Annotated in this window: 19 protein-coding genes; 8 read left to right on the forward strand and 11 right to left on the reverse strand. The window is 70.5% G+C overall.

The window, feature by feature from the left end; all coding sequences use genetic code 11:
• Positions 1 to 18 precede the first annotated feature (18 nt).
• Positions 19 to 924, forward strand: a complete 906-nt coding sequence (locus tag BLU79_RS17820; RefSeq protein ID WP_093906761.1) for an alpha/beta fold hydrolase — start codon at positions 19 to 21, stop codon at positions 922 to 924.
• 34 nt (positions 925 to 958) lie between these two features.
• Here the strand turns inward: BLU79_RS17820 and BLU79_RS17825 are convergent, their stop codons facing one another.
• Positions 959 to 1,855, reverse strand: a complete 897-nt coding sequence (locus BLU79_RS17825; protein ID WP_177001059.1) for an NYN domain-containing protein — start codon at positions 1,853 to 1,855, stop codon at positions 959 to 961.
• 206 nt (positions 1,856 to 2,061) lie between these two features.
• On the opposite strand from BLU79_RS17825, the gene BLU79_RS17830 reads away from it, so the two are divergent.
• Positions 2,062 to 2,214, forward strand: a complete 153-nt coding sequence (locus BLU79_RS17830; RefSeq protein WP_093906763.1) for a hypothetical protein — start codon at positions 2,062 to 2,064, stop codon at positions 2,212 to 2,214.
• A 79-nt stretch (positions 2,215 to 2,293) separates the two neighbouring features.
• Here BLU79_RS17830 and BLU79_RS17835 read toward each other — a convergent pair whose 3' ends face one another.
• The 3 genes from BLU79_RS17835 to BLU79_RS17845 form a co-directional block, all read right to left on the reverse strand.
• Positions 2,294 to 2,899, reverse strand: coding sequence for a MarC family protein (locus BLU79_RS17835; RefSeq protein ID WP_093906764.1), 606 nt, complete (start codon positions 2,897 to 2,899; stop codon positions 2,294 to 2,296).
• A gap of 190 nt (positions 2,900 to 3,089) precedes the next feature.
• Complete coding sequence (locus BLU79_RS17840) at positions 3,090 to 3,947, reverse strand: PHP domain-containing protein (protein ID WP_093906765.1); 858 nt, start codon at positions 3,945 to 3,947, stop codon at positions 3,090 to 3,092.
• 152 nt (positions 3,948 to 4,099) lie between these two features.
• Entirely contained in the window at positions 4,100 to 4,741 is a 642-nt protein-coding gene (locus BLU79_RS17845; protein WP_093906766.1) for a DUF6758 family protein, read from the reverse strand.
• A 124-nt stretch (positions 4,742 to 4,865) separates the two neighbouring features.
• On the opposite strand from BLU79_RS17845, the gene BLU79_RS17850 reads away from it, so the two are divergent.
• The gene (locus BLU79_RS17850; protein WP_093906767.1) at positions 4,866 to 6,074 is read left to right on the forward strand and encodes an MFS transporter; all 1,209 of its coding nucleotides are present in this window, start codon (positions 4,866 to 4,868) and stop codon (positions 6,072 to 6,074) included.
• Between the two features lie 41 nt (positions 6,075 to 6,115).
• Here the strand turns inward: BLU79_RS17850 and BLU79_RS17855 are convergent, their stop codons facing one another.
• On the reverse strand, positions 6,116 to 6,700 hold the full coding sequence (locus tag BLU79_RS17855; protein WP_093906768.1) for a suppressor of fused domain protein: 585 nt from the start codon (positions 6,698 to 6,700) through the stop codon (positions 6,116 to 6,118).
• Positions 6,701 to 7,207: 507 nt separating this feature from the next.
• On the opposite strand from BLU79_RS17855, the gene BLU79_RS17860 reads away from it, so the two are divergent.
• Both BLU79_RS17860 and BLU79_RS17865 read left to right on the forward strand, forming a co-directional pair.
• Complete coding sequence (locus tag BLU79_RS17860; protein WP_093906769.1) at positions 7,208 to 8,323, forward strand: magnesium and cobalt transport protein CorA; 1,116 nt, start codon at positions 7,208 to 7,210, stop codon at positions 8,321 to 8,323.
• A 32-nt stretch (positions 8,324 to 8,355) separates the two neighbouring features.
• Positions 8,356 to 8,868: a hypothetical protein gene (locus BLU79_RS17865; RefSeq protein WP_093906770.1), complete on the forward strand. Its 513-nt coding sequence runs from the start codon at positions 8,356 to 8,358 to the stop codon at positions 8,866 to 8,868.
• Positions 8,869 to 8,911: 43 nt separating this feature from the next.
• Here BLU79_RS17865 and BLU79_RS17870 read toward each other — a convergent pair whose 3' ends face one another.
• Positions 8,912 to 9,664 (reverse strand): hypothetical protein, encoded by a 753-nt coding sequence (locus BLU79_RS17870; RefSeq protein ID WP_093906771.1) that lies wholly within the window; start codon positions 9,662 to 9,664, stop codon positions 8,912 to 8,914.
• Between the two features lie 222 nt (positions 9,665 to 9,886).
• Between BLU79_RS17870 and BLU79_RS17875 the strand changes: the two genes are divergently transcribed.
• Genes BLU79_RS17875 through BLU79_RS17885 form a run of 3 tightly spaced genes read left to right on the forward strand, consistent with a single transcriptional unit; the run spans position 9,887 to position 12,945 of the window.
• A complete protein-coding gene (locus BLU79_RS17875; RefSeq protein ID WP_093906772.1) occupies positions 9,887 to 11,182 on the forward strand; it encodes a magnesium transporter MgtE N-terminal domain-containing protein in 1,296 nt (431 codons plus the stop codon).
• Complete coding sequence (locus tag BLU79_RS17880; protein WP_093906773.1) at positions 11,172 to 11,768, forward strand: DUF1003 domain-containing protein; 597 nt, start codon at positions 11,172 to 11,174, stop codon at positions 11,766 to 11,768. The genes BLU79_RS17875 and BLU79_RS17880 overlap by 11 nt, the downstream gene beginning before the upstream one ends.
• Positions 11,769 to 11,811: 43 nt before the next feature.
• Positions 11,812 to 12,945, forward strand: a complete 1,134-nt coding sequence (locus BLU79_RS17885; RefSeq protein ID WP_093906774.1) for an Mrp/NBP35 family ATP-binding protein — start codon at positions 11,812 to 11,814, stop codon at positions 12,943 to 12,945.
• Positions 12,946 to 13,038: 93 nt separating this feature from the next.
• On the opposite strand, the gene BLU79_RS17890 is transcribed toward BLU79_RS17885, so the two are convergent.
• From BLU79_RS17890 to sigE, 5 genes are all read right to left on the reverse strand, one after another.
• Complete coding sequence (locus BLU79_RS17890) at positions 13,039 to 13,707, reverse strand: hypothetical protein (RefSeq protein WP_093906775.1); 669 nt, start codon at positions 13,705 to 13,707, stop codon at positions 13,039 to 13,041.
• A gap of 237 nt (positions 13,708 to 13,944) precedes the next feature.
• Entirely contained in the window at positions 13,945 to 14,394 is a 450-nt protein-coding gene (locus tag BLU79_RS17895; RefSeq protein ID WP_093906776.1) for a sec-independent translocase, read from the reverse strand.
• A gap of 239 nt (positions 14,395 to 14,633) precedes the next feature.
• Complete coding sequence (locus tag BLU79_RS17900) at positions 14,634 to 16,904, reverse strand: S1C family serine protease (RefSeq protein WP_177001060.1); 2,271 nt, start codon at positions 16,902 to 16,904, stop codon at positions 14,634 to 14,636.
• Positions 16,905 to 17,296: 392 nt separating this feature from the next.
• Complete coding sequence (locus tag BLU79_RS17905) at positions 17,297 to 18,283, reverse strand: anti-sigma factor family protein (RefSeq protein ID WP_093906777.1); 987 nt, start codon at positions 18,281 to 18,283, stop codon at positions 17,297 to 17,299.
• On the reverse strand, positions 18,280 to 18,978 hold the full coding sequence (gene sigE / locus BLU79_RS17910; RefSeq protein WP_093906778.1) for an RNA polymerase sigma factor SigE: 699 nt from the start codon (positions 18,976 to 18,978) through the stop codon (positions 18,280 to 18,282). The genes BLU79_RS17905 and sigE overlap by 4 nt, the downstream gene beginning before the upstream one ends.
• Between the last annotated feature and the right edge of the window lie 204 nt (positions 18,979 to 19,182).

Raw genomic sequence — 19,182 nt, forward strand, 5'->3', positions numbered from 1 at the left:
ACCCGCTACCCTCCCCCCGTGACCACCCAACCCGCCTCCACGCCGCCCCCGAACGCCCGCGCCTACCCCCTGCACACCTCTCGCGGCACCTTCGCAGTCGTCGACCACCCCGCCGCCCCCGGCGTCGAACCACGAGGCGTCGCGCTGCTGCTCCCCGGATTCACGGGCAGCAAGGAGGACTTCACGCTCATGCACGAGCCGCTGGCGGAGCGCGGCTACCGCAGCATCGCCGTCGACGGACGCGGACAGCATGAGTCGGACGGACCGGAGGACGACGAATCCGCCTACACGCGGAGCGAGTTGGCGCAGGACGTCCTCGCCCAGGCGGCAGCCCTCGGCACGGACAACGCCCCCCTCCACCTCCTCGGCCACTCCCTGGGCGGCCAGATCGCCCGCGCGACCGTTCTCCGCGACCACGCGCCGTTCCGCTCCCTCACCCTCATGGCATCGGGACCGGCCCAGATCTCCGACTCCCAGCAGCAGCGCGTGAAGTTGCTGCGGGACGCGCTCGCGGTGATGACCATGGAGGAGACCTGGGAGGCGATCCTCGCCATGGGACCGCCGGAGGAGGTCGGCGGCCCGGCGCGCGGCATCGGCGGCCCGGAACTGCTGCGCCGGCGCTGGCTCGGCACCAAGCCCGCCCAACTCACCGCCACGGGACGTCAGTTGTGCACGGAGCCGGACCGGGTCGACGAACTCGCGGCCCTCCCGCTCCCGTTCCACGTCCTGTCGGGCGCCAGTGACGACACCTGGCCGGTTCCGGTCCTCGACGACATGGCCGCGCGCCTGAAGGCCCGCCGCACGGTCATCCCCGGCGCCGAGCACTCCCCCAACGCCGACCAGCCCCTGCGCACGTCCCAGGCCGTCGCCGACTTCTGGGACAGCGTGAACGGCGTCGCCGGACGGTCCGAGCAGAACGGCTAGTTCCGAGCAGAACGGCTAGTTCCGAGCAGAACGGCTAGTACTGCGCCTGAAGGTGCTCCCAGAACCCGTCCCGCAACGCCCGCCGCAGATCCGCCTGTCCGCGCAGCGAGTACTGCAGCAGCCCCTCCGCCTCCACCAGCAGGTCCTGGTCCACCGAGCCGGGGAGGTACGGGTGCCCGGGCAGCAGCTCGACCAGCGACTCCCGCCCCCTCGCCGCGAGCCACTTCGCCGCGATCTGGGCGCCGACGAAGCGGACATCCTCCCGCGTCGGCCGGGCCGCCCCCGCCGCCTCGTACGCGGCAGCGGTGCGGCGGGAGACGTACGGCTTGAAGAAGTCGAGGTCGAGGGTGCGCTGGCTGTCGACCTCCCAGAGCAGGGGCTCGGCCTGGTTACGGCCCTCCGGCGCCTCGATGCCCCACAGGTGCACCCGCGCGCCGTACCCCTGCGCGGCCTCGACGGCCGACACCAGGTCCTCGTCGCCGCCGAGCAGGGCCGCGTCGCTGATGGCACGGTGCCTGGCCAGTGACTCCAGGTCGGTCCGGATCAGTGAGTCGACGCCCTTCTGCTGGTTGTTGGCGTTGAGGTTGCCGAGGCGGACCTTCACATCGGGGAGTTCGGCGATCGACTGCTGCTCCGCCGTGTGGATACGGCGCCGCGCACCGTCGTACCAGTAGACCCGCAGCAGCCTGCTGTCCGCGAAGATCGTGCGCGCCCTGTCGATGAGCGCCTCGATGAGCCCCTCGGCGTCCAGATCGAAGGCCCGACGGTCCTCCGTCCCGGCGACCAGCCGTCCCGCGGCGGCGTACAGATAGCCCGCGTCGACGAAGATCGCATGGGTCGAGGGCGTCTTCGCCACCTCGGCGAGCATGCGTTGCAGCAGCTCGTTGGTGTGGTCGATGCGGGCGGCGAGTGCCGCGAGGTCGTCGTTCATCGGCTCCATTGTCCTGGCGGTCACGCTGCGAACACAACCGGTCCCGGTCGGTCTCCTCTTGATCCCTCGACAACCACTTACCGGTCAGTAGTTAGCCGTTCGAAAAATTTCCTTAGCGTAGGGAATGTTTGTAACACGCAACCCGTTGACTACGTGTGTAACCAAGTAGTTCTCCTCAGGAGGATGACCAGACGAAGGGAGAAGCCATGCGCTTCGAAATCATGCGACTCGACGAGGTCGACGGCACGCCCGTGGACAGCACCGTCGTGGACGCCGCCTCCGTCAACCGGATCGTTCAGCAGGCCGCCGCGATCGGACAGCGGCTGTGGATCCGACCGGCCGAGACCACGGCCTCATAACAGACGCGAATCACCGCAGAAGCTTCGAAGCCCCCGTACGGCACCACGGCCGTGCGGGGGCTTCGCGCATACGTCAGGCTCAGGCGCCCTGGATCACCTGCGTGACCCCGTTGATGATCTGCTGCACGGCGATCGCCGACAGCATCATGCCCGCGAGCCGCGTCACCAGGACCACGCCTCCGTCCTTGATGACCCGGATGATCAGCAGCGAGTACCGCATCACGATCCACAGCACCACATGGATGGCGAGGATCGCCGACCACACCGACACCTGCGTGGCCACGCTGTCGGCCTTCTGCACGGCGAGGATGACGGACACGATCGCACCCGGCCCGGCCAGCAGCGGCATGCCAAGCGGTACGAGGGCGACGTTGACGTCCTTGGTCTGCTTCGGCTCGTCCGTCTTGCCGGTGAGCAGGTCGAGCGCGATCAGCAGGAGCAGCAGTCCGCCCGCGATCATCAGCGCGGGGACGGAGACATGCAGATAGTCGAGGATCTGATGGCCGAGCAGCCCGAAGACCGCGATCACCCCGCCCGCCACACAGACGGCCTGGAAGGCCATCCGCTTCTGCACCTTGACCGGCCGGCCGGAGGTGAGCGCGAGGAAGATCGGGGTGATCCCGGGAGGATCCATGATGACGAAGAGGGTCAGGAAGAGGGAGCCGAAAACGGCGAGATCGAACATGGGGAGGGGAGCCTTGAGGAGTGAGCGAAACGCGCGATGGCAGGCACGAAGCGCTGGGCCGCGCCGTGCCGCTACCGCTGTGGGCAGTCGTTCCCTGGGGTCCCCCCAGGCCCTTGAGGCACTGGGGGAGGAACGGGTGGGCAGAGCCGACAGCGCCGGGTGCCTCTGAACGAACGTGAAGGTGACCGGCCTAGACCCCGCCGGCCCCCGGGACGGGAAACGCTCCGGTGGCCCGCCGCGTGATCTCCCCGTACACCTCGGGGTCCGTCGTGTACTCACCGAGCACGCAGGTCTTGCGGCTGCCGTGGTAGTCACTGGACCCCGTGGCCAGCAGCCCGAGCTCCTTCGCGAGCCCGCGCATCCGCGCACGGGTGTCGGGGTCGTGGTCCATGTGGTCGACCTCGATGCCGTCGAGCCCGGCGGAGGCCAGCTCGGCGATCGCGGACTCCGGCACCGTACGGCCCCGCTTGCTCGCGGCCGGGTGCGCGAAGACGGTGACGCCGCCGGCGGCCTTGACCAGCCGGATCGCCTCGAACGGGTCGGTCTCGTGCTTCTCCACGAAGGCCCGGCCGCCGTCGGCCAGCCAGTCCTCGGTGAAGGCGTCACCCACGGTCGGTACGACCCCGAGCTCGACCAGCGCGGACGCGACGTGCGGCCGGCCGACGGACCCGTCGCCGGCGATCCGCAGCACCTGCTCCCAGGTGACCGGCACGCCCAGCTCGTTGAGCTTCGCGATCATGCCCTTGGCCCGCGGCACCCGGTCGTCCCGCACCAGTTCCCGCTCGGCGAGCAGCGCGGGCTCCTCCGGGTCGAACAGGTAGGCCAGCATGTGCATGCTGATGCCGTCGATACGGCAGGACAGCTCGGCACCGGTGACGAGGGTGAGCCCCTGCGGCAGCGCCGCGATCGCCTCTGCGTGTCCACGGGTCGTGTCGTGATCGGTGAGCGCCACGACGTCCAGCCCGGCCGCGGCGGCGTTGCGCACCAGCTCGGCCGGGGTGTCCGTGCCGTCGGAAGCGGTGGAGTGGGTGTGCAGGTCAATGCGCACGACGCGGACTCCAGTCGGGGACGGCACGGATGGGGACGCTCAAGGATAACCGGATTTTCAACGACCCCTGTCACACCCGAAATGCCGCAGCGCCCCCTACATGAGCTCTCAGCCCAGTCCCGGGACTCCGGGCGCAGACCCTCGACCCGCCCCTAGGGCCCCAGCAAGCGCGGCGACAACGCCCCACAAGGCACCAGCTCTATCTCCGCCCCCGCATCCCGCAGATCCGTCAGCACCAGCTCGTCGTACATCAGCAACCCCGACTGCTCGGGCCACATGACCGCCCACAGCCACATCCCGAGCGCCTCCCCCGCGAACACGGCACGATCGTCGGGCGTACCCGACACATGCCACAGCGGTGTCGGACGCCCGGCGGCCAGCACCTTGGCCTGCGGCGGCTTCTCGACGTTGATGTACGGCCCCGGGTCCGGCCCGTCGGTGCCCGCGTAACGCGCGCCGAGGCCGACGCCGAGTTCCTCGGCGACCAGGATCATCTCGCCCATGCCGCCGAGCGGACCGGGTCCGGAGCAGGCCACGGCGGTCGCGCGGCCACCGCTGCGGTCGTCGCCCGCGCTGGCGACACCCGTGAACAGCCAGCCGATCGGCAGCGGCCACGGCATCCATACCGGCACCTGCGTGCGATGCACGACCACACCGAGGGCCTCGACGCTGGGCGGGATCACGGGCTGCACCGGATGCACGGTGCCGTGCACATCGCATTGCCAGGTGTCGGCGAAGAGTCCGGGAGCCCTGACCCGGCCACCACACTTCGGGCAACTGGGTTCGCCCCTCATAGGGCTCCACGGTCCTACCCGTTCTGCGCCACGTCAAGGACGATCACCCGTCCGGACGGAACCCGTCCACCGAGAAAGCCGACCGCGCTTTGCATCGTTAGCCTATCTAACTTAATATGTGTATATGCCATCTACTTTTCCGCGACAGCCGAAGGCCGTCTGGGCGACGGCAGGTGCATCCGTCGTCGCCTTCATGGGCATCGGACTCGTCGACCCGATCCTGCCGTCCATCGCGAGCGGCCTGAACGCCACACCCGGCCAGGTCTCCCTGCTCTTCACCTCGTACTTCCTGATCACCGCGGTGGCGATGCTGGTCACCGGCTTCGTGTCCAGCCGGATCGGCGGCCGCAGGACCCTGCTGCTCGGCCTCGCCCTCGTGGTCGTCTTCGCCGGGCTCGCGGGCACGTCCGGATCAGTCGGCGAACTGGTCGGCTTCCGGGCGGGCTGGGGGCTCGGCAACGCGCTCTTCGTCTCCACCGCCCTCGCCGTCATCGTCGGCGCGGCGGCCGGCGGCAGCGCCTCGGCGATCCTGCTGTACGAGTCCGCCCTCGGACTCGGCATGGCGTGCGGGCCGCTGCTGGGCGCGCTGCTCGGGGACGCCAGCTGGCGCTACCCGTTCTTCGGTACGGCCTTCCTGATGGCCGTCGGCTTCCTGTGCATCGCGGTGTTCCTGAAGGAGCAGCCGAAGCCCGCCCGCAAGACCTCGCTGCTGGACCCGATCAAGGCACTCGGCCACGGCGGCCTGGCGTCCGCGGCGGTCTCGGCGTTCTTCTACAACTACACGTTCTTCACCGTGCTGGCCTTCACACCGTTCGTGCTGAACATGAGCCCGTACCGGTCGGGCGCGGTGTTCTTCGCCTGGGGTGTGCTGCTCGCCGTGTTCTCGGTGATCGTGGCGCCGCGCATGCAGCGGCGGTTCGGATCGCTGACGGTGCTCGGCGGCTCGCTGGTGCTGCTCGCCGTGGACGTGCTGGTCCTCGGCTACGGCGACCACACCACCGCCGTGGTCTGCACGATCCTGTCCGGCGCGTTCATCGGCGTGAACAACACCGTCTACACGGAGCTGGCCCTCGGCGTCTCGGACGCCCCGCGCCCCGTGGCGAGCGCGGGCTACAACTTCGTGCGCTGGTTCGCGGCGGCGGCCGCGCCCTTCTTCGCCCCGAGGATCGAGGAGTGGACCGACAGCCTCCGTATCCCGTTCGTGGTGGCGGCGGTCACGGCCGTGGCGGGCGCGCTCGTGGTGGTCGTACGGCGGAAGTCCCTCCTGCACGAAGCCGAGGAACCGGAGACAAAGCACGCGACCGAGGACAGCGTCACCGTGTTCGCCAACTGATGCATTTCAGCCACTGGTTGGTGAGGTTCCTCACGCGTCGCTCACTCCAGCGGGACGGACGTGCGGGCGGGATCCCTGAGGTCCGTCCCGTTCGTCAGCCAGCGCTCCTGGAGGGCCTGGGCGCCGTGCACGCGCTTCCAGGCGGCCTCGTTCGGGGTCATGGGGAGCAGCGGCAGGAAGTGCACGGGGTCGGCGGGCTCGTCGAGTTCCAGGTCCTCGACCAGGCCGCCCGGCTCGGCGACCAGGACCGAGGTGAACGGGGCGCCGGGCCACAGCGGATCACCGACGTCCAGGGAGGCACCCGGGGCCACGATCACGCCCTCCACCTGCGGGGACGCGGCGAGCACGGCGAGCGGGCGAAGCACCTTGTCGGTGTCGGCGAGGCCCGAGCGGACCGAGAGGATCAGCTCGGCGCGGGCGCCCTTGACCGGGTCGGCGACCATCGCGGTGGGGTCGTTCATGGGCTGCGCGGACATGCCGAGCGTGGCGTAGCGAACGACGTCGCCCTCCTGGAAACGGAGCACCTCGATGCGGTCCGTTCCGAGGAAGGTGACCGCCGCGCGCGCGTCCGGCTCGCCCAGCGCGGAGCGCAACCGGGCCTCGACCAGAGGAAGAACATCAGCCATGCGGCGAGCATAGGACTCGTCAGTACCGGGCAAAGCAGCGCCTTGACACTTCAGTCGGCTGATACTCTTGCCCGGTGTTCGGGACAGCATGCAGAAGCGTTGCGATCGAGTCCCAACGCTGAGTTCGACTCCCCTACGGGGAACCCCGAACGGGGTATGGAACGTCCCTCACGAGGGACCGGCCGGAGGAGGTGGGGCTGTCATGGATCGAAGTCGACCTGGTAGTACCACTCGCTCTTCCCGCCGCTGATGTAGCTGATTCGGCTGTTCCGCCTCCGGCTGACCGCCGCCTTTCACGCTCGCGTCCTCACACGGAAGAGCACTTCGTTTCGCTTTGCCTGATCGGTCTGATCTGAATCAGCAACGAAGCCCATCACCGCGACGGTGCGGTGCTCCCCGCTTTGTGGACGTGCCAAACATCCTGAGGTCAGGACGTCCCCATTCCGGGCAGTTCCAACCGTCCAGTGGTTCTCCACGCTTCGTTGCCCGTCGCGAAGGAGCCTGCTCATGTCGATGATCCGCGACCTGCGTGCCGTGGTCCGCCCGTCCCGCGTCTCACTGCGCAAGGACAACGGCAGTTACGACACCACCCGCGACCCCGGGACGCCCTCGGCCGTCGTCGACTGCGCCGTCTACCGGCACGGCGCCCGGGTCGAGACCCCGAAGCCCCTGACCCCGCACGAGGCGATGCGCCGGGTGCGCCGGGACGGCGGCTTCGTCTGGATCGGCCTGCACGAGCCGACCGAGGCGGAATTCGCCGGTATCGCGAGCGAGTTCGGGCTGCACCCGCTGGCCGTCGAGGACGCGGTGCAGGCCCACCAGCGCCCGAAGCTGGAGCGCTACGACGACTCGCTCTTCACCGTCTTCAAGACCATCCACTACGTCGAGCACGACGAACTCACCGCCAACAGCGAGATCGTCGAGACCGGCGAGGTCATGTGCTTCACCGGGCGGGACTTCTTCATCACCGTCCGGCACGGCGGGCAGGGCTCGCTGCGGGCGCTGCGCCACCGCCTCCAGGACGACCCCGAGCTGCTCGCCAAGGGCCCCTCGGCCGTGCTGCACGCCATCGCCGACCATGTCGTCGACGGGTACATCGCGGTCGCCGACGCGGTGCAGGACGACATCGACGAGGTGGAGACGGAGGTCTTCTCGCCGGGGCGCAAGGGCTCGCCGCGCGGTACGGACGCGGGGCGGATCTACCAACTCAAGCGCGAGGTGCTGGAGTTCAAGCGGGCGGTGGCACCGCTGATGCGCCCCATGCAGCTGCTGAGCGAGCGGCCGATGCGGCTGGTCGACCCGGACATCCAGAAGTACTTCCGGGACGTCGCCGACCACCTGGCCCGCGTACAGGAGCAGGTCATCGGCTTCGACGAGCTGCTGAACTCGATCCTCCAGGCCAACCTGGCGCAGGCGTCCGTCGCGCAGAACGAGGACATGCGGAAGATCACCTCGTGGGCCGCGATCATCGCCGTACCGACGATGGTGTGCGGTGTGTACGGGATGAACTTCGACTACATGCCGGAACTGCGCTGGAAGTTCGGGTACCCGGTGGTGCTCGGGATCACGGCGCTGCTCTGCTTCGGCATCCACCGCACGTTGAAGCGGAACGGATGGCTCTGACCGGCCCTGACACGGCTGGATAGGCTTGGGCCATGACAAGCGAGCTGCTCGACCAGGCCCTCGTCGAGGAGGCCACCAAGAAGTCCGGCCTCATCTGGGTCAAGGGGCCTGGTCACCCGGCCCGCGCTCTGTGGCACGTGTGGCACGAGGGTGCGGCGTGTGTCGTGGGCGACGGTCCGGGCGAGCAGCCGCTGCCGGGGCTGGTCGACGGGGCCGAGGCCGAGGTGACGGTCCGCAGCAAGGACAAGGGCGGCCGGCTGGTCTCCTGGTCCGCGAAGGTCGTCGAGCTGACGTCCGGTACCGAGCGGTGGGACACGACGGTCGGCGAGCTCAAGGGCAAGCGCCTGAACGCCCACGACGGCGAGGCGATGCCCGAGCGCTGGGCCCGCGAGTGCCGGGTGATCCGCCTGGAGCCGACGGGCACTACGGCGCCCCTGCCCGACGGCAACCTAGCCGAGGCCCCGTTGCCGACGTCGGCGACGACCCGGCAGCCGATTCCTGCAGGGCTGCCGAAGCTGCTGATGAAGCGGCGCAAGCGGAAGTAGCCGAAGAGGCACGAGCGGGCGCAGCCGACAGCCCGCCCGGCGCCTAGGACGTCGGCAGCTGCTTGCCGTAGTCGACCGTCTCGCCCTTGGGCGGCTCCTTCAGGGCGAAGTCCTTACCCCAGGAGGAGAACGTCAGGGTGCCGGCACCGCCCGCTCGGGCCAGGCGCAGAGGGTACGGGGTGCCCTCCAGGGAGACGTCGAGGGTGCCGCCGGAGCCCTTGTCGCCGGTGATGCGGATGACGCGGGTGCCCGCCTGCTCATGGTGGCCGTCGGTGGCCAGCGTGCCGTGCAGGGTCAGCAGGCCGTCGAGGAGTACGCCCTTCTCAGTGAAGCCGCTGAACTTCTTGTACGACGGATCGCCCTGCGGCACCTTCACGAACTTGCCGTCCAGCTTGTCCACGGCCGCGGCGTCGGTCTTGCCGTCGCCCGTCGCCCCCGCATCGCTCCAGAAGCCGGCGCCGGCCTTCAGATACAGCCGCTCACCGATCCGCAGCAGCTGGAACGTCGCTCCCTGCGAGGTGACCGATCCCGTCGCCCCGTCGGCCTTCAGCTGCATGTCGAGCTTGTAGGTGCGCCCACTGGTCACCACGCTGCCCGAAAGGCGCACCGCGTCGGCGGAGTCCGCTGCCGTACGGGTCTTGCGCTGGATCTCGGCGGCCGGCAGCTTGCCGACCCCGTTGGTGCCCTCGTCGGGGTCCTCACTGCATCCCGTCAGCCCCGTTCCCGACACGACCAGGGCGCACACGGCGCTCAACAGCGCGGCCCGGCGCGCACGACCCTGGGGAATCGCAGTCACAGGTGGGGCTGCCTTTCTGTTGTGGGACCTCAGCGGCGTACGGCAGCGTACCGGGGCCTCACGGCTCGGGCGGAGCCAGTCCGTCCGTACCGCTCACCAGGGCATATCGGATCCGGACGGGCTAGCCTGAAGCCCACCCGAGCGGGCAATTCGGATATGCGGCCCAGCCCACGGAACCGCACCAGCACCACGGCACACCCCGCACGCAAAGGAGCCGCAGCGATGGCAGCCGGCGCCCCCCGGATCTTCGTCTCGCACCTCGCCGGCATCGCCGCCTTCGACCCGAACGGCGACCAGGTGGGCCGCGTCCGCGATCTGGTCGTCATGCTCCGCGTCGGCCGACGCCCCCCACGGCTGCTCGGCCTCGTCGTCGAACTGTCCACCCGGCGCCGCATCTTCCTGCCCATGACCCGCGTCACGAGCGTCGAGTCCGGCCAGGTCATCACCACCGGCGTGCTCAACGTCCGCCGCTTCGAGCAGCGCCCCACCGAGCGCCTCGTCTTCGGCGAGCTGCTCGACCGGCGCGTCACGCTCGTCGAGAGCGGCGAGGAGGTCACCGTCCTCGATCTGTCGGTGCAGCAGCGACCGGCCCGTCGGGACTGGGAGATCGACAAGGTGTTCGTGCGCAAGGGCGGCAAGAGCGGCGCCTTCCGGCGGGCCAAGGGGGAGTCGCTGACCGTCGAGTGGTCCGCCGTCACCGGCTTCTCCCTGGAGGAGCAGGGACAGGGCGCCGAGAGCCTGCTGGCCACCTTCGAGCAGCTGCGCCCCGCCGACCTCGCCAACGTCCTGCACCACCTCTCCCCCAAGCGCCGTGCCGAGGTCGCCGCCGCCCTCGACGACGACCGCCTCGCCGACGTCCTCGAAGAGCTCCCCGAGGACGACCAGATCGAGATCCTCTTCAAGCTGAAGGAAGAGCGCGCCGCCGACGTCCTGGAGGCCATGGACCCGGACGACGCGGCCGACCTGCTCGGCGAGCTGCCCACGGAGGAGCAGGAGCGGCTGCTGAGCCTGATGCAGCCCGCCGACGCGGCCGACATGCGCCGCCTGATGGCGTACGAGGAGCACACGGCCGGCGGACTGATGACCACCGAGCCGATCATCCTGCGCCCCGACGCCACCGTCGCCGACGCCCTCGCCCGCGTCCGCAACCCCGACCTGTCCCCCGCGCTCGCCGCCCAGGTCTACGTCTGCCGCCCGCCCGACGAGACGCCCACCGGCAAGTACCTGGGCACGGTCCACTTCCAGCGCCTGCTGCGCGACCCGCCGTACACCCTGGTCAGCGCGCTGCTCGACGAGGCCCTGGAGGCGCTGGATCCGGACGCCGCGCTGCCGGTCGTCGCCGGGTTCTTCGCGACGTACGACATGGTCGCGGCGCCCGTCGTCGACGAGTCCGGTTCGCTGCTGGGCGCGGTGACCGTGGACGACGTACTGGACCACATGCTGCCCGACGACTGGCGGGAGACGGAGTTCCACCTGGACGAGGACACGGGCGAGGAGGTGACCGCCCATGGCTCATGAACGCGAGGGCACGCGCGAGCGCATGCCGGCGGGCGCCACCGCGACCAACCGGGCGCCCCGCACGCGCCTCGACCAACCCCGCCCGCCGCGCCGCCGGATCCTGCCGGAGTGGGATCCGGAGGCCTTCGGACGGCTCTCGGAGCGCGTCGCCCGCTTCATCGGCACCGGACGGTTCCTCGTCTGGATGACGGTCGTGATCATCCTGTGGGTGCTGTGGAACATCGCGGCGCCCAGCGATCTGCGGTTCGACGAGTACCCGTTCATCTTCCTGACCCTGGCCCTGTCCCTGCAGGCCTCCTACGCGGCCCCGCTGATCCTGCTCGCGCAGAACCGGCAGGACGACCGGGACCGGGTCAACCTCGAACAGGACCGCAAGCAGAACGAACGGTCGATCGCCGACACCGAGTACCTGACCCGCGAGATCGCCGCGCTGCGCATCGGCCTCGGCGAGGTCGCCACACGTGACTGGATGCGCTCGGAGCTGCAGGATCTGACGAAGGAGCTGGAGGAGCGGCACAACGGCCACCGCGAGCCCGGGGTATTCCCGGCAGATCGGTCGCGCGGACGTGACGTAGACGACCGCTGACGGGCTTTCCGGCGGATGGCTACCGCGCCGTACCATCGTCCTTATGGCTACGGAAGACGCGGTGCGCGAAGCACTGGCGACGGTGAACGACCCGGAGATCAACCGACCCATCACGGAGCTCGGGATGGTCAAGTCGGTGGAGATCGGCGCGGACGGAGCGGTCGCGGTCACCGTGTACCTGACGGTCTCCGGCTGCCCGATGCGCGAGACGATCACGCAGCGCGTGACGGACGCGGTCTCCGGGGTCGACGGCGTCACCCGCGTCGACGTCACGCTCGACGTCATGAGCGACGAGCAGCGCAAAGAGCTGGCGAACGCCCTGCGCGGCGGCACCGCCGAGCGCGAGGTCCCCTTCGCCAAGCCCGGCTCGCTCACCCGCGTGTACGCGGTCGCCTCCGGCAAGGGCGGTGTCGGCAAGTCCTCGGTGACGGTCAACCTGGCCGCCGCGATGGCCGCCGACGGCCTCAAGGTGGGCGTCGTCGACGCCGACATCTACGGCCACAGCGTGCCGCGCATGCTGGGCGCCGACGGCCGTCCGACCCAGGTCGAGAACATGATCATGCCGCCGTCCGCGAACGGCGTGAAGGTCATCTCCATCGGCATGTTCACGCCGGGCAACGCCCCGGTGGTCTGGCGTGGCCCGATGCTCCACCGCGCGCTCCAGCAGTTCCTGGCGGACGTGTACTGGGGCGACCTGGACGTCCTGCTCCTCGACCTCCCGCCGGGCACCGGCGACATCGCGATCTCCGTCGCCCAGCTGGTCCCGAACGCCGAGATCCTGGTCGTCACGACCCCGCAGCAGGCGGCGGCCGAGGTGGCCGAGCGCGCGGGCTCCATCGCCGTCCAGACCCACCAGAAGATCGTCGGCGTGGTCGAGAACATGTCCGGCCTGCCCTGCCCGCACTGCGACGAGATGGTCGACGTCTTCGGCACCGGCGGCGGTCAGACGGTCGCCGACGGCCTCACCCGTACCACCGGCGCGAACGTCCCGGTCCTCGGCAGCATCCCCATCGACGTCCGCCTGCGCGAGGGCGGCGACGAGGGCAAGCCGGTGGTCCTGACGGACCCGGACTCCCCGGCGGGCTCCGCGCTGCGAGCGATCGCGGGGAAGCTCGGGGGACGCCAGCGCGGCCTGTCGGGCCTGTCGCTGGGCATCACGCCGCGCAACAAGTTCTGATTCCCGTACGACGTTTTCCTGTACGACGATGGGGGCGCCGTCTCACCGGACGGCGCCCCCATCGTCGTAACTCTGTCCTTGTACGGGCGGGACCTAGGCGTACGCCGCGATGTCCTTGATCATGGCGAAGCCCAAGCCGTACGCGCTCATGCCTCTCCCGTACGCCCCCACATGCACGCCCTCCTGAGTCGAGCCGGCCAGTACCCAGCCGAACTCGGACTCGCGGTAGCGGAAGGGCGTCGGTACGCCGTCCACCGGCAGGGAGAGCGTCGACCAGTCCGGACCGTCCAGGTCGTCGGCAAGGGCCCACGCCGTCTCGGTCTGCTGGTCCAGCCAGTCGTCACGCAGCGAATGGTCCATCTGGCCGGGCCACGTGAACGACAGCAGCCCCACCCCCGCGAGCCACGCCGCCGACGACACCGATGTCGCCTCCAGCAGCCCCGTACCGTCGGCGCTCCTGCGGGAAGGATTCGCCGCGACGGTCACCACGACCGCGAACTTCTCCCGGTCCTCCGACGCCTCGTTCCGTACGGAGGGCTCGTCACCGTGTCCGATCGATCCGTGTTCCACGGCCCCGTCGGCCGCCGTGCCGACCTGCATCAGCCAGCGCGGCCCCGTGAAGGCCTCGTCGAGGCCGTACCACGGGAAGGGCGCCAGTAGGTAGCCGTCCACCGTGCGCCGGGCGGAGGGGACCTGCTGTCCGCTCTCCGCGGCCGGTGCCTGCGCGACTGCCCGACTCGTCGTCTGACTCGTCGTCTCCATGTGCCCGGACGCCTCCTCGCTCTCGCCGGGCCAGCCGGCCCGCCCCCCTTCGGGCGGCCCTACTCATTCAGGCGCGGCCCGTACAACAACTCGGCAGCATAGCCACACCGCTACGAGCAGCAGGGAAACCGCCCGGCGCGCGGGGCGCCCAGGGGGCGGGTTCAGGCCGCGTGCGACCCAGGCGGAGTATGAGAAGCGTCACGTACGAGCGGTGTTCCGCGCCCGTGTTCGTACGGCTCAGGTGGCGTCCGCGTCGAACGGCGGGCGCTCGTCGCGGGGGTTCTCGGGCTTCTTCGTCATGTCGATGCTGCCGCCGGAGGAGGGCGACGACGAGGCCGAAGAGGAGGACGCGGACAACTCCGAGTCACGGCTGTGGACGGCGTCGGTGACCTCGGCCATCTCCTTCTTCAGGTCGAAGCCGTTGCGGATCTCCTTCAGCCCCAGTTCGTCGTTGTCCAGCTGCTTGCGGATGAACGTCTTGGGGTTGAGGTCCTCGAACTCGAAGTCCTTGAACTCCGGGCCGAGCTCCGACCGGATGTCCTGCTTGGCGCTCTCCGAGAACTCGCGGATCTTGCGGATCGTCCGCGTGGCGTCCTGGATGAGCTTCGGGAGCTTGTCCGGACCGAAGACGAGCACGGCGAGGACGATGAGCGTCACCAGCTCGAGCGGTCCTATGTCATTGAACACCTGAAGCTCCTTGCGATGTCCGCGGTCCGCGGTCCTCGGTGGCCCTCGGTGGTCGCTTGCGGGTCTTCCGTGGTCCGGGCCGGATCCACGGTACCCGGCGATCCGCTACGACCGGTACTGTCCCGAGGCCTCCGAATGCGGGTGGGCGTGGGGTTTTCCGGGTTGTTTGCCTTGTCAGGGCCCGTGTCGGGCGGTGACGCGGTCTGCACTGTGAGGTTTCTGTGAGTCTGGCCCCTCGCTCAGTTCCCGCTCGATGAGCCCAGCGTCAGCGAGATCGTGATCTCCTTGCCGGCGCGTTCCAAGGTCAGTTCGAGCTGGTCACCGGGGCGGTGGGCACGGGTCTTGACGATGAGTTCCTCGCCCGAGTGGACGCGCTGGCCGTCGACCTCGGTGATGACGTCGCCCGCCTTGATACCGGCCTTGGCGCCGGGGCCGCCCTCGGTGACCGCGGGGCCGCCGTCGCCGCCCTTGGCACCGACGCGGGCGCCGTCGCCGGTGTAGTCCATGTCGAGGGTGACGCCGATCACCGGGTGGGTCGCCCCACCCGTGTTGATCAGCTCCTCGGCGACACGCTTGGCCTGGTTGACCGGGATGGCGAAGCCGAGGCCGATGGAGCCGGACTGGCCGCCGTCGAGGTCGGAGCCGCTGTCGGCGGAACGGATGGCGGAGTTGATGCCGATGACCCGGGCTCGCGCGTCGAGGAGGGGGCCGCCGGAGTTGCCGGGGTTGATGGGCGCGTCGGTCTGCAGCGCGTCCACATACGACACGTCGCTTCCGTCGCCGCTCTCCCCGCCGGCCGTGATGGGCCGCTCCTTGGCGCTGATGATGCCGGAGGTGACGGTGCCCGCCAGGTCGAACGGGGCGCCGATGGCGACGACGGGGTCGCCGACCTGGACGTTGTCGGAGTTGCCGAGCGGCAGGGGCGTGAGCCCCTTGACGTCGCTGACCTTCACGACGGCGAGGTCGTAGCCGCCGTCCCGTCCGACGACGGTGGCTTTGGCGGTGTCTCCGCTGTGGAAGGTCACCGATATCTCGCCGTCGTCCCCGGCGGGCTCGACGACATGGTTGTTGGTGAGGATGTGGCCCTGGTCGTCGAGCACGAATCCGGTCCCGGTGCCCTGCTCCTCGCTCCCGCTCACATGCAGCGTCACCACGCTGGGCAGGGCACGAGCGGCGATCCCGGCGACACTGTCCGGCGCACGCCCACTGGACTCGGCCCCGGCCTGCGGCAGCTCCAGCTCCCCCACACCACCGTTGCGCTCGAGATACGCCCCGACAACACCGCCGACCCCTCCGGACACAAGCGCGATCAGCAGGACCCCGACGAGGATCACCTTCTTGCCCCGCTTACGCCGTTGCTGCTCGGTGACCACAGCGGCGCCGTTCTGTTGGAGGGGGGCGCCGGGGTGGGGGTTGGAGGCCCAGGGGTCGTAGTTCTGCCAGGGGGTGGTCAGGGGCGCCGGTGACACGGGGGTTGGCTGGGCCGGGGGGATCTGGGCGAGGGGGTCGGCCGCCGGGGGTGCCGCCTGGGCGGGGATTCCGGGGGCTGATGCGGGGACGGGAGCGCCAGGGGCTGGGGGCGGTGCCGGAGCGGGTACGCCGGCTGTCGGGGCCGGGGCCGGAGCGCTTGGGGCCGAGCTCGGTGGCGGAACGGCCACACCGACCGGGGCCGACGCCGCGACGCCGGGGGCCGAGCTCGGCGGCGCGGCACTCACGCTGCCCGCCGGGGCCGGCGCTGCCGAGGGCGCCGGCGTGCCGTGGGCCGCGGTCGGGGCGCTGTGCGTCGGGGTGGGCGGACCGGGTGGGGGTGCCGAGGTGGCGTGCGGGGGTGGGGGTGGTACGGCCGTCCCGTGCGCGGGCGTGGTCGCCGGGTGCTGTACCGGCGGAGCGGGCGCCCAGGGGCCGGGCTCGCCGTAGGGCGGGGTGCTGTAGGGGTCGGGGTCGTGCAGGGGCTTGGGGCGTGCGTCGGTGGGCTCTGCGGGAACGTCGACGGGCCCGGGGCCCTCGGCGGACGCCACGTCACCCACACCGCCGCTCACAACAGGCCGAGCAAGCTCAAAGTCACCCTCGGCCGAAACCACCCCTCCCTCGCTGCCGCCCACACCAGGCCGAGCGAGTTCGAAGTCACCCTCGGCCTCAGCGGAGGCCACGCCACCACCACGCGCCGCAGGCTGAGCGAGCTCGAAGTCACCCTCGGTCCCAGCGGAGGCCACGTCACCGCCACTACCGCCCGCCGCGGGACGGGGAAGCTCGAAGTCCCCCTCGTGCGAAGCCGCGTCGTCGGCCGTGCGCGCAGCGGGCCGCGCCCATTCGAAGTCGCCGTCCGTCGCATCACCGAGGCCCCGCTCGCCGGTGCTCCCCGGTGCCGTGGGCCCGGTCGGGTCCGATGCGCCCGGTGCCGTCGCGCTCGTCCCGTCCGGCGTTGGCTCCGTGTCCTCCGCCTGGGCCGACGGCTCCTGCGGCCGAGGTCGGTTCCACCACTTCGCCTTCGCGGGCTTCCCCTCGTTCATGCTCTGCTTCCTGCTCGCTGCTGACCATTCCCCGAGTAGGACGCTTCGCAATCCGCCGTATCCGATGGGACCCGGCCGATCGCCCGTCGTTCCGCAGCCCGCGACGACGACGGCGCCGGACAGCGATCCCGCGATTGACCTGCCGGCTTCCCGGCCCTGGTTCCTCGGCAGGCCGCCACCGGGAACGTCCCGGTGCCCGAATGCCTACTCAACTCTGCGCTGTCGCGCTCAAGTTCCCTCAGGAAACCGGCGACCTCGTCGTGCTCCCTCCCCCATCCGGCACGCGGCGTCAACGGCTGCCGCGGTTCGTCGACTCCGCGCCCGGCCGTCGGGCCGGGGCGCGGCCCACCCCGGATTCAATCAGGTTCGTGGGCCGCTGCGCAGAGGCCGGGTCAGCGACCGGTGGCGGGAGAGGCGGAGGGGGATGGGGAGGGCGATGACGTCGCGTCGGGGACGGGTACGGAGAGCAGGTCGGGGGTCGACGTGATCTCAAGGGCCGTGGACAACGAGGCCAGGGTGAGCGGCGGGGTCGCGCTGAGCGGGCGTATGAGCGGGGACATGGCGGCCGCGCCGGCCACCACGGGCGCCGTCAGGGTGTGCATCTCCTGGTCGTCCGGGTGCTGGGCCGGCATCCCGGGCAACAGGGGCGCCGACACCTCGGTCGAGGTCGCCGGCGTGTCCAGCGTCCGCTGGCCCTGTCCCTGGGCGAGCAGCGGGCCGACGCCACGGCGGCGCTGGTTGTCGGGGGCCGTCGCGGCACCCGTGCCCTGCGTCCGCGCCGGCGTCGCGTTGCTGCCGCCCGAGCCGCCGCGTGCCTCCGCGTCGGTCGGTGCGCTCGTCGTGACACCGCCCAGCGAGATGGCGGCCAGGGACACCGCACCCGCCGCGACCAACGCGAACCGCATACGGGAGGACCCGGAGCGATCCGCGTCCTGACGGGCCACGGGATGGGTGCGGAAGCCGCGGTCGGAGGTGGGAAGCGCGGGGGCGTGCGAACGCGACGGGACGTACCCGAACTCGAAGCGGTCGCTCCGGTTCACCCCGAACACCCCGGTGGTGCCAGGCCGCCCGGACAGTCCGCCGAATCCTCCCCCGCCCAGCGGCGAGCCGCCGCCGTCGAGGTCACCTCCCCCGGGGAGGCCCTGAAGTCGGGCGAGGAAACTCTCGGAGGGCGGGGGCGGGGCCGCCTCCGCGAAGACGTTCTTCAGTCGGCGCTGGGCGTCGACCTCGGCCTTGCACCTGGCGCAGGTCGCCAGGTGGGCCAGGACACGCTCGCGCGTCTCATGACCGAGCTCTCCGTCGACAAGGGCGGAGAGTCGGTCGCCAAGGTGCTGCTCGGCCAGGAGCCGTTCGGCGGGGTTGGGTCGGGAGCCACTCACGCGGTCGCGCCCCCTCCCCCCAGTGCGGCCACACGCGGCACGAAGGAGCGGCGCTCGGCGCGCGCCTCCGGCGAGCGGTGGGCGAGGGCCTTGCGCAGCTGCGAGCGGCCTCGGTGGATTCGGGACCGGACGGTGCCGAGCTTGACGCCCAGGGTCGCGGCGATCTCCTCGTACGACAGCCCTTCGATGTCGCACAGGACCACGGCGGCACGGAACTCGGGCGCGAGGGTGTCGAGGGCCTGCTGGACGTCCGCGTCGAAGTGGGCGTCGTTGAAGACCTGCTGGGGTGTGGGCTCCTTGCTGGGCAGCCGCTCGGCGGCGTCGTCGCCCAGCGCGTCGAAGCGGATGCGCTGCTTGCGGCGGACCATGTCCAGGAAGAGGTTGGTGGTGATGCGGTGCAGCCAGCCCTCGAAGGTGCCCGGCGTGTAGGTCGACAGGGAGCGGAAGACGCGGACGAAGACCTCCTGGGTGAGGTCCTCGGCGTCGTGCTGATTGCCGGTGAGGCGGTACGCCAGGCGGTAGACGCGGCCGCTGTGCGTGCTGACGATCTCCTCCCAGGTGGGCGGAGTCCACGCCTGCCCGTCCGCGTCGGTGGAGAAGGTCGCGGTCTGGGCGAAGTCGCCGGCGTGGCTGTGGTCAGCGGTGTCGTTCACGGATTTCGGCCTGCCCGCCGATCCGAGAAAGCGCCGCAGCACTCCTCCCCGATCCACAGGCGCAGCCGCACCTCCCCTGTCGGCTCTGGTGGTGTCCAGTGGAGCCCCTACCATAGCCACCTCGCCCGTTAGCTCCGGATAAGCGGTTTTACGAGAATTTGATCTGGGCTGATAGGGCTGGTGGGCCTGCGTCAGCACTTGCTCGCGGTCTCGCTCGTCATCGTGATCCAACTGTGTCCCCCGCTC

It is taken from the genome of Streptomyces sp. cf386, from assembly GCF_900103585.1.
GTDB lineage: Bacteria > Actinomycetota > Actinomycetes > Streptomycetales > Streptomycetaceae > Streptomyces.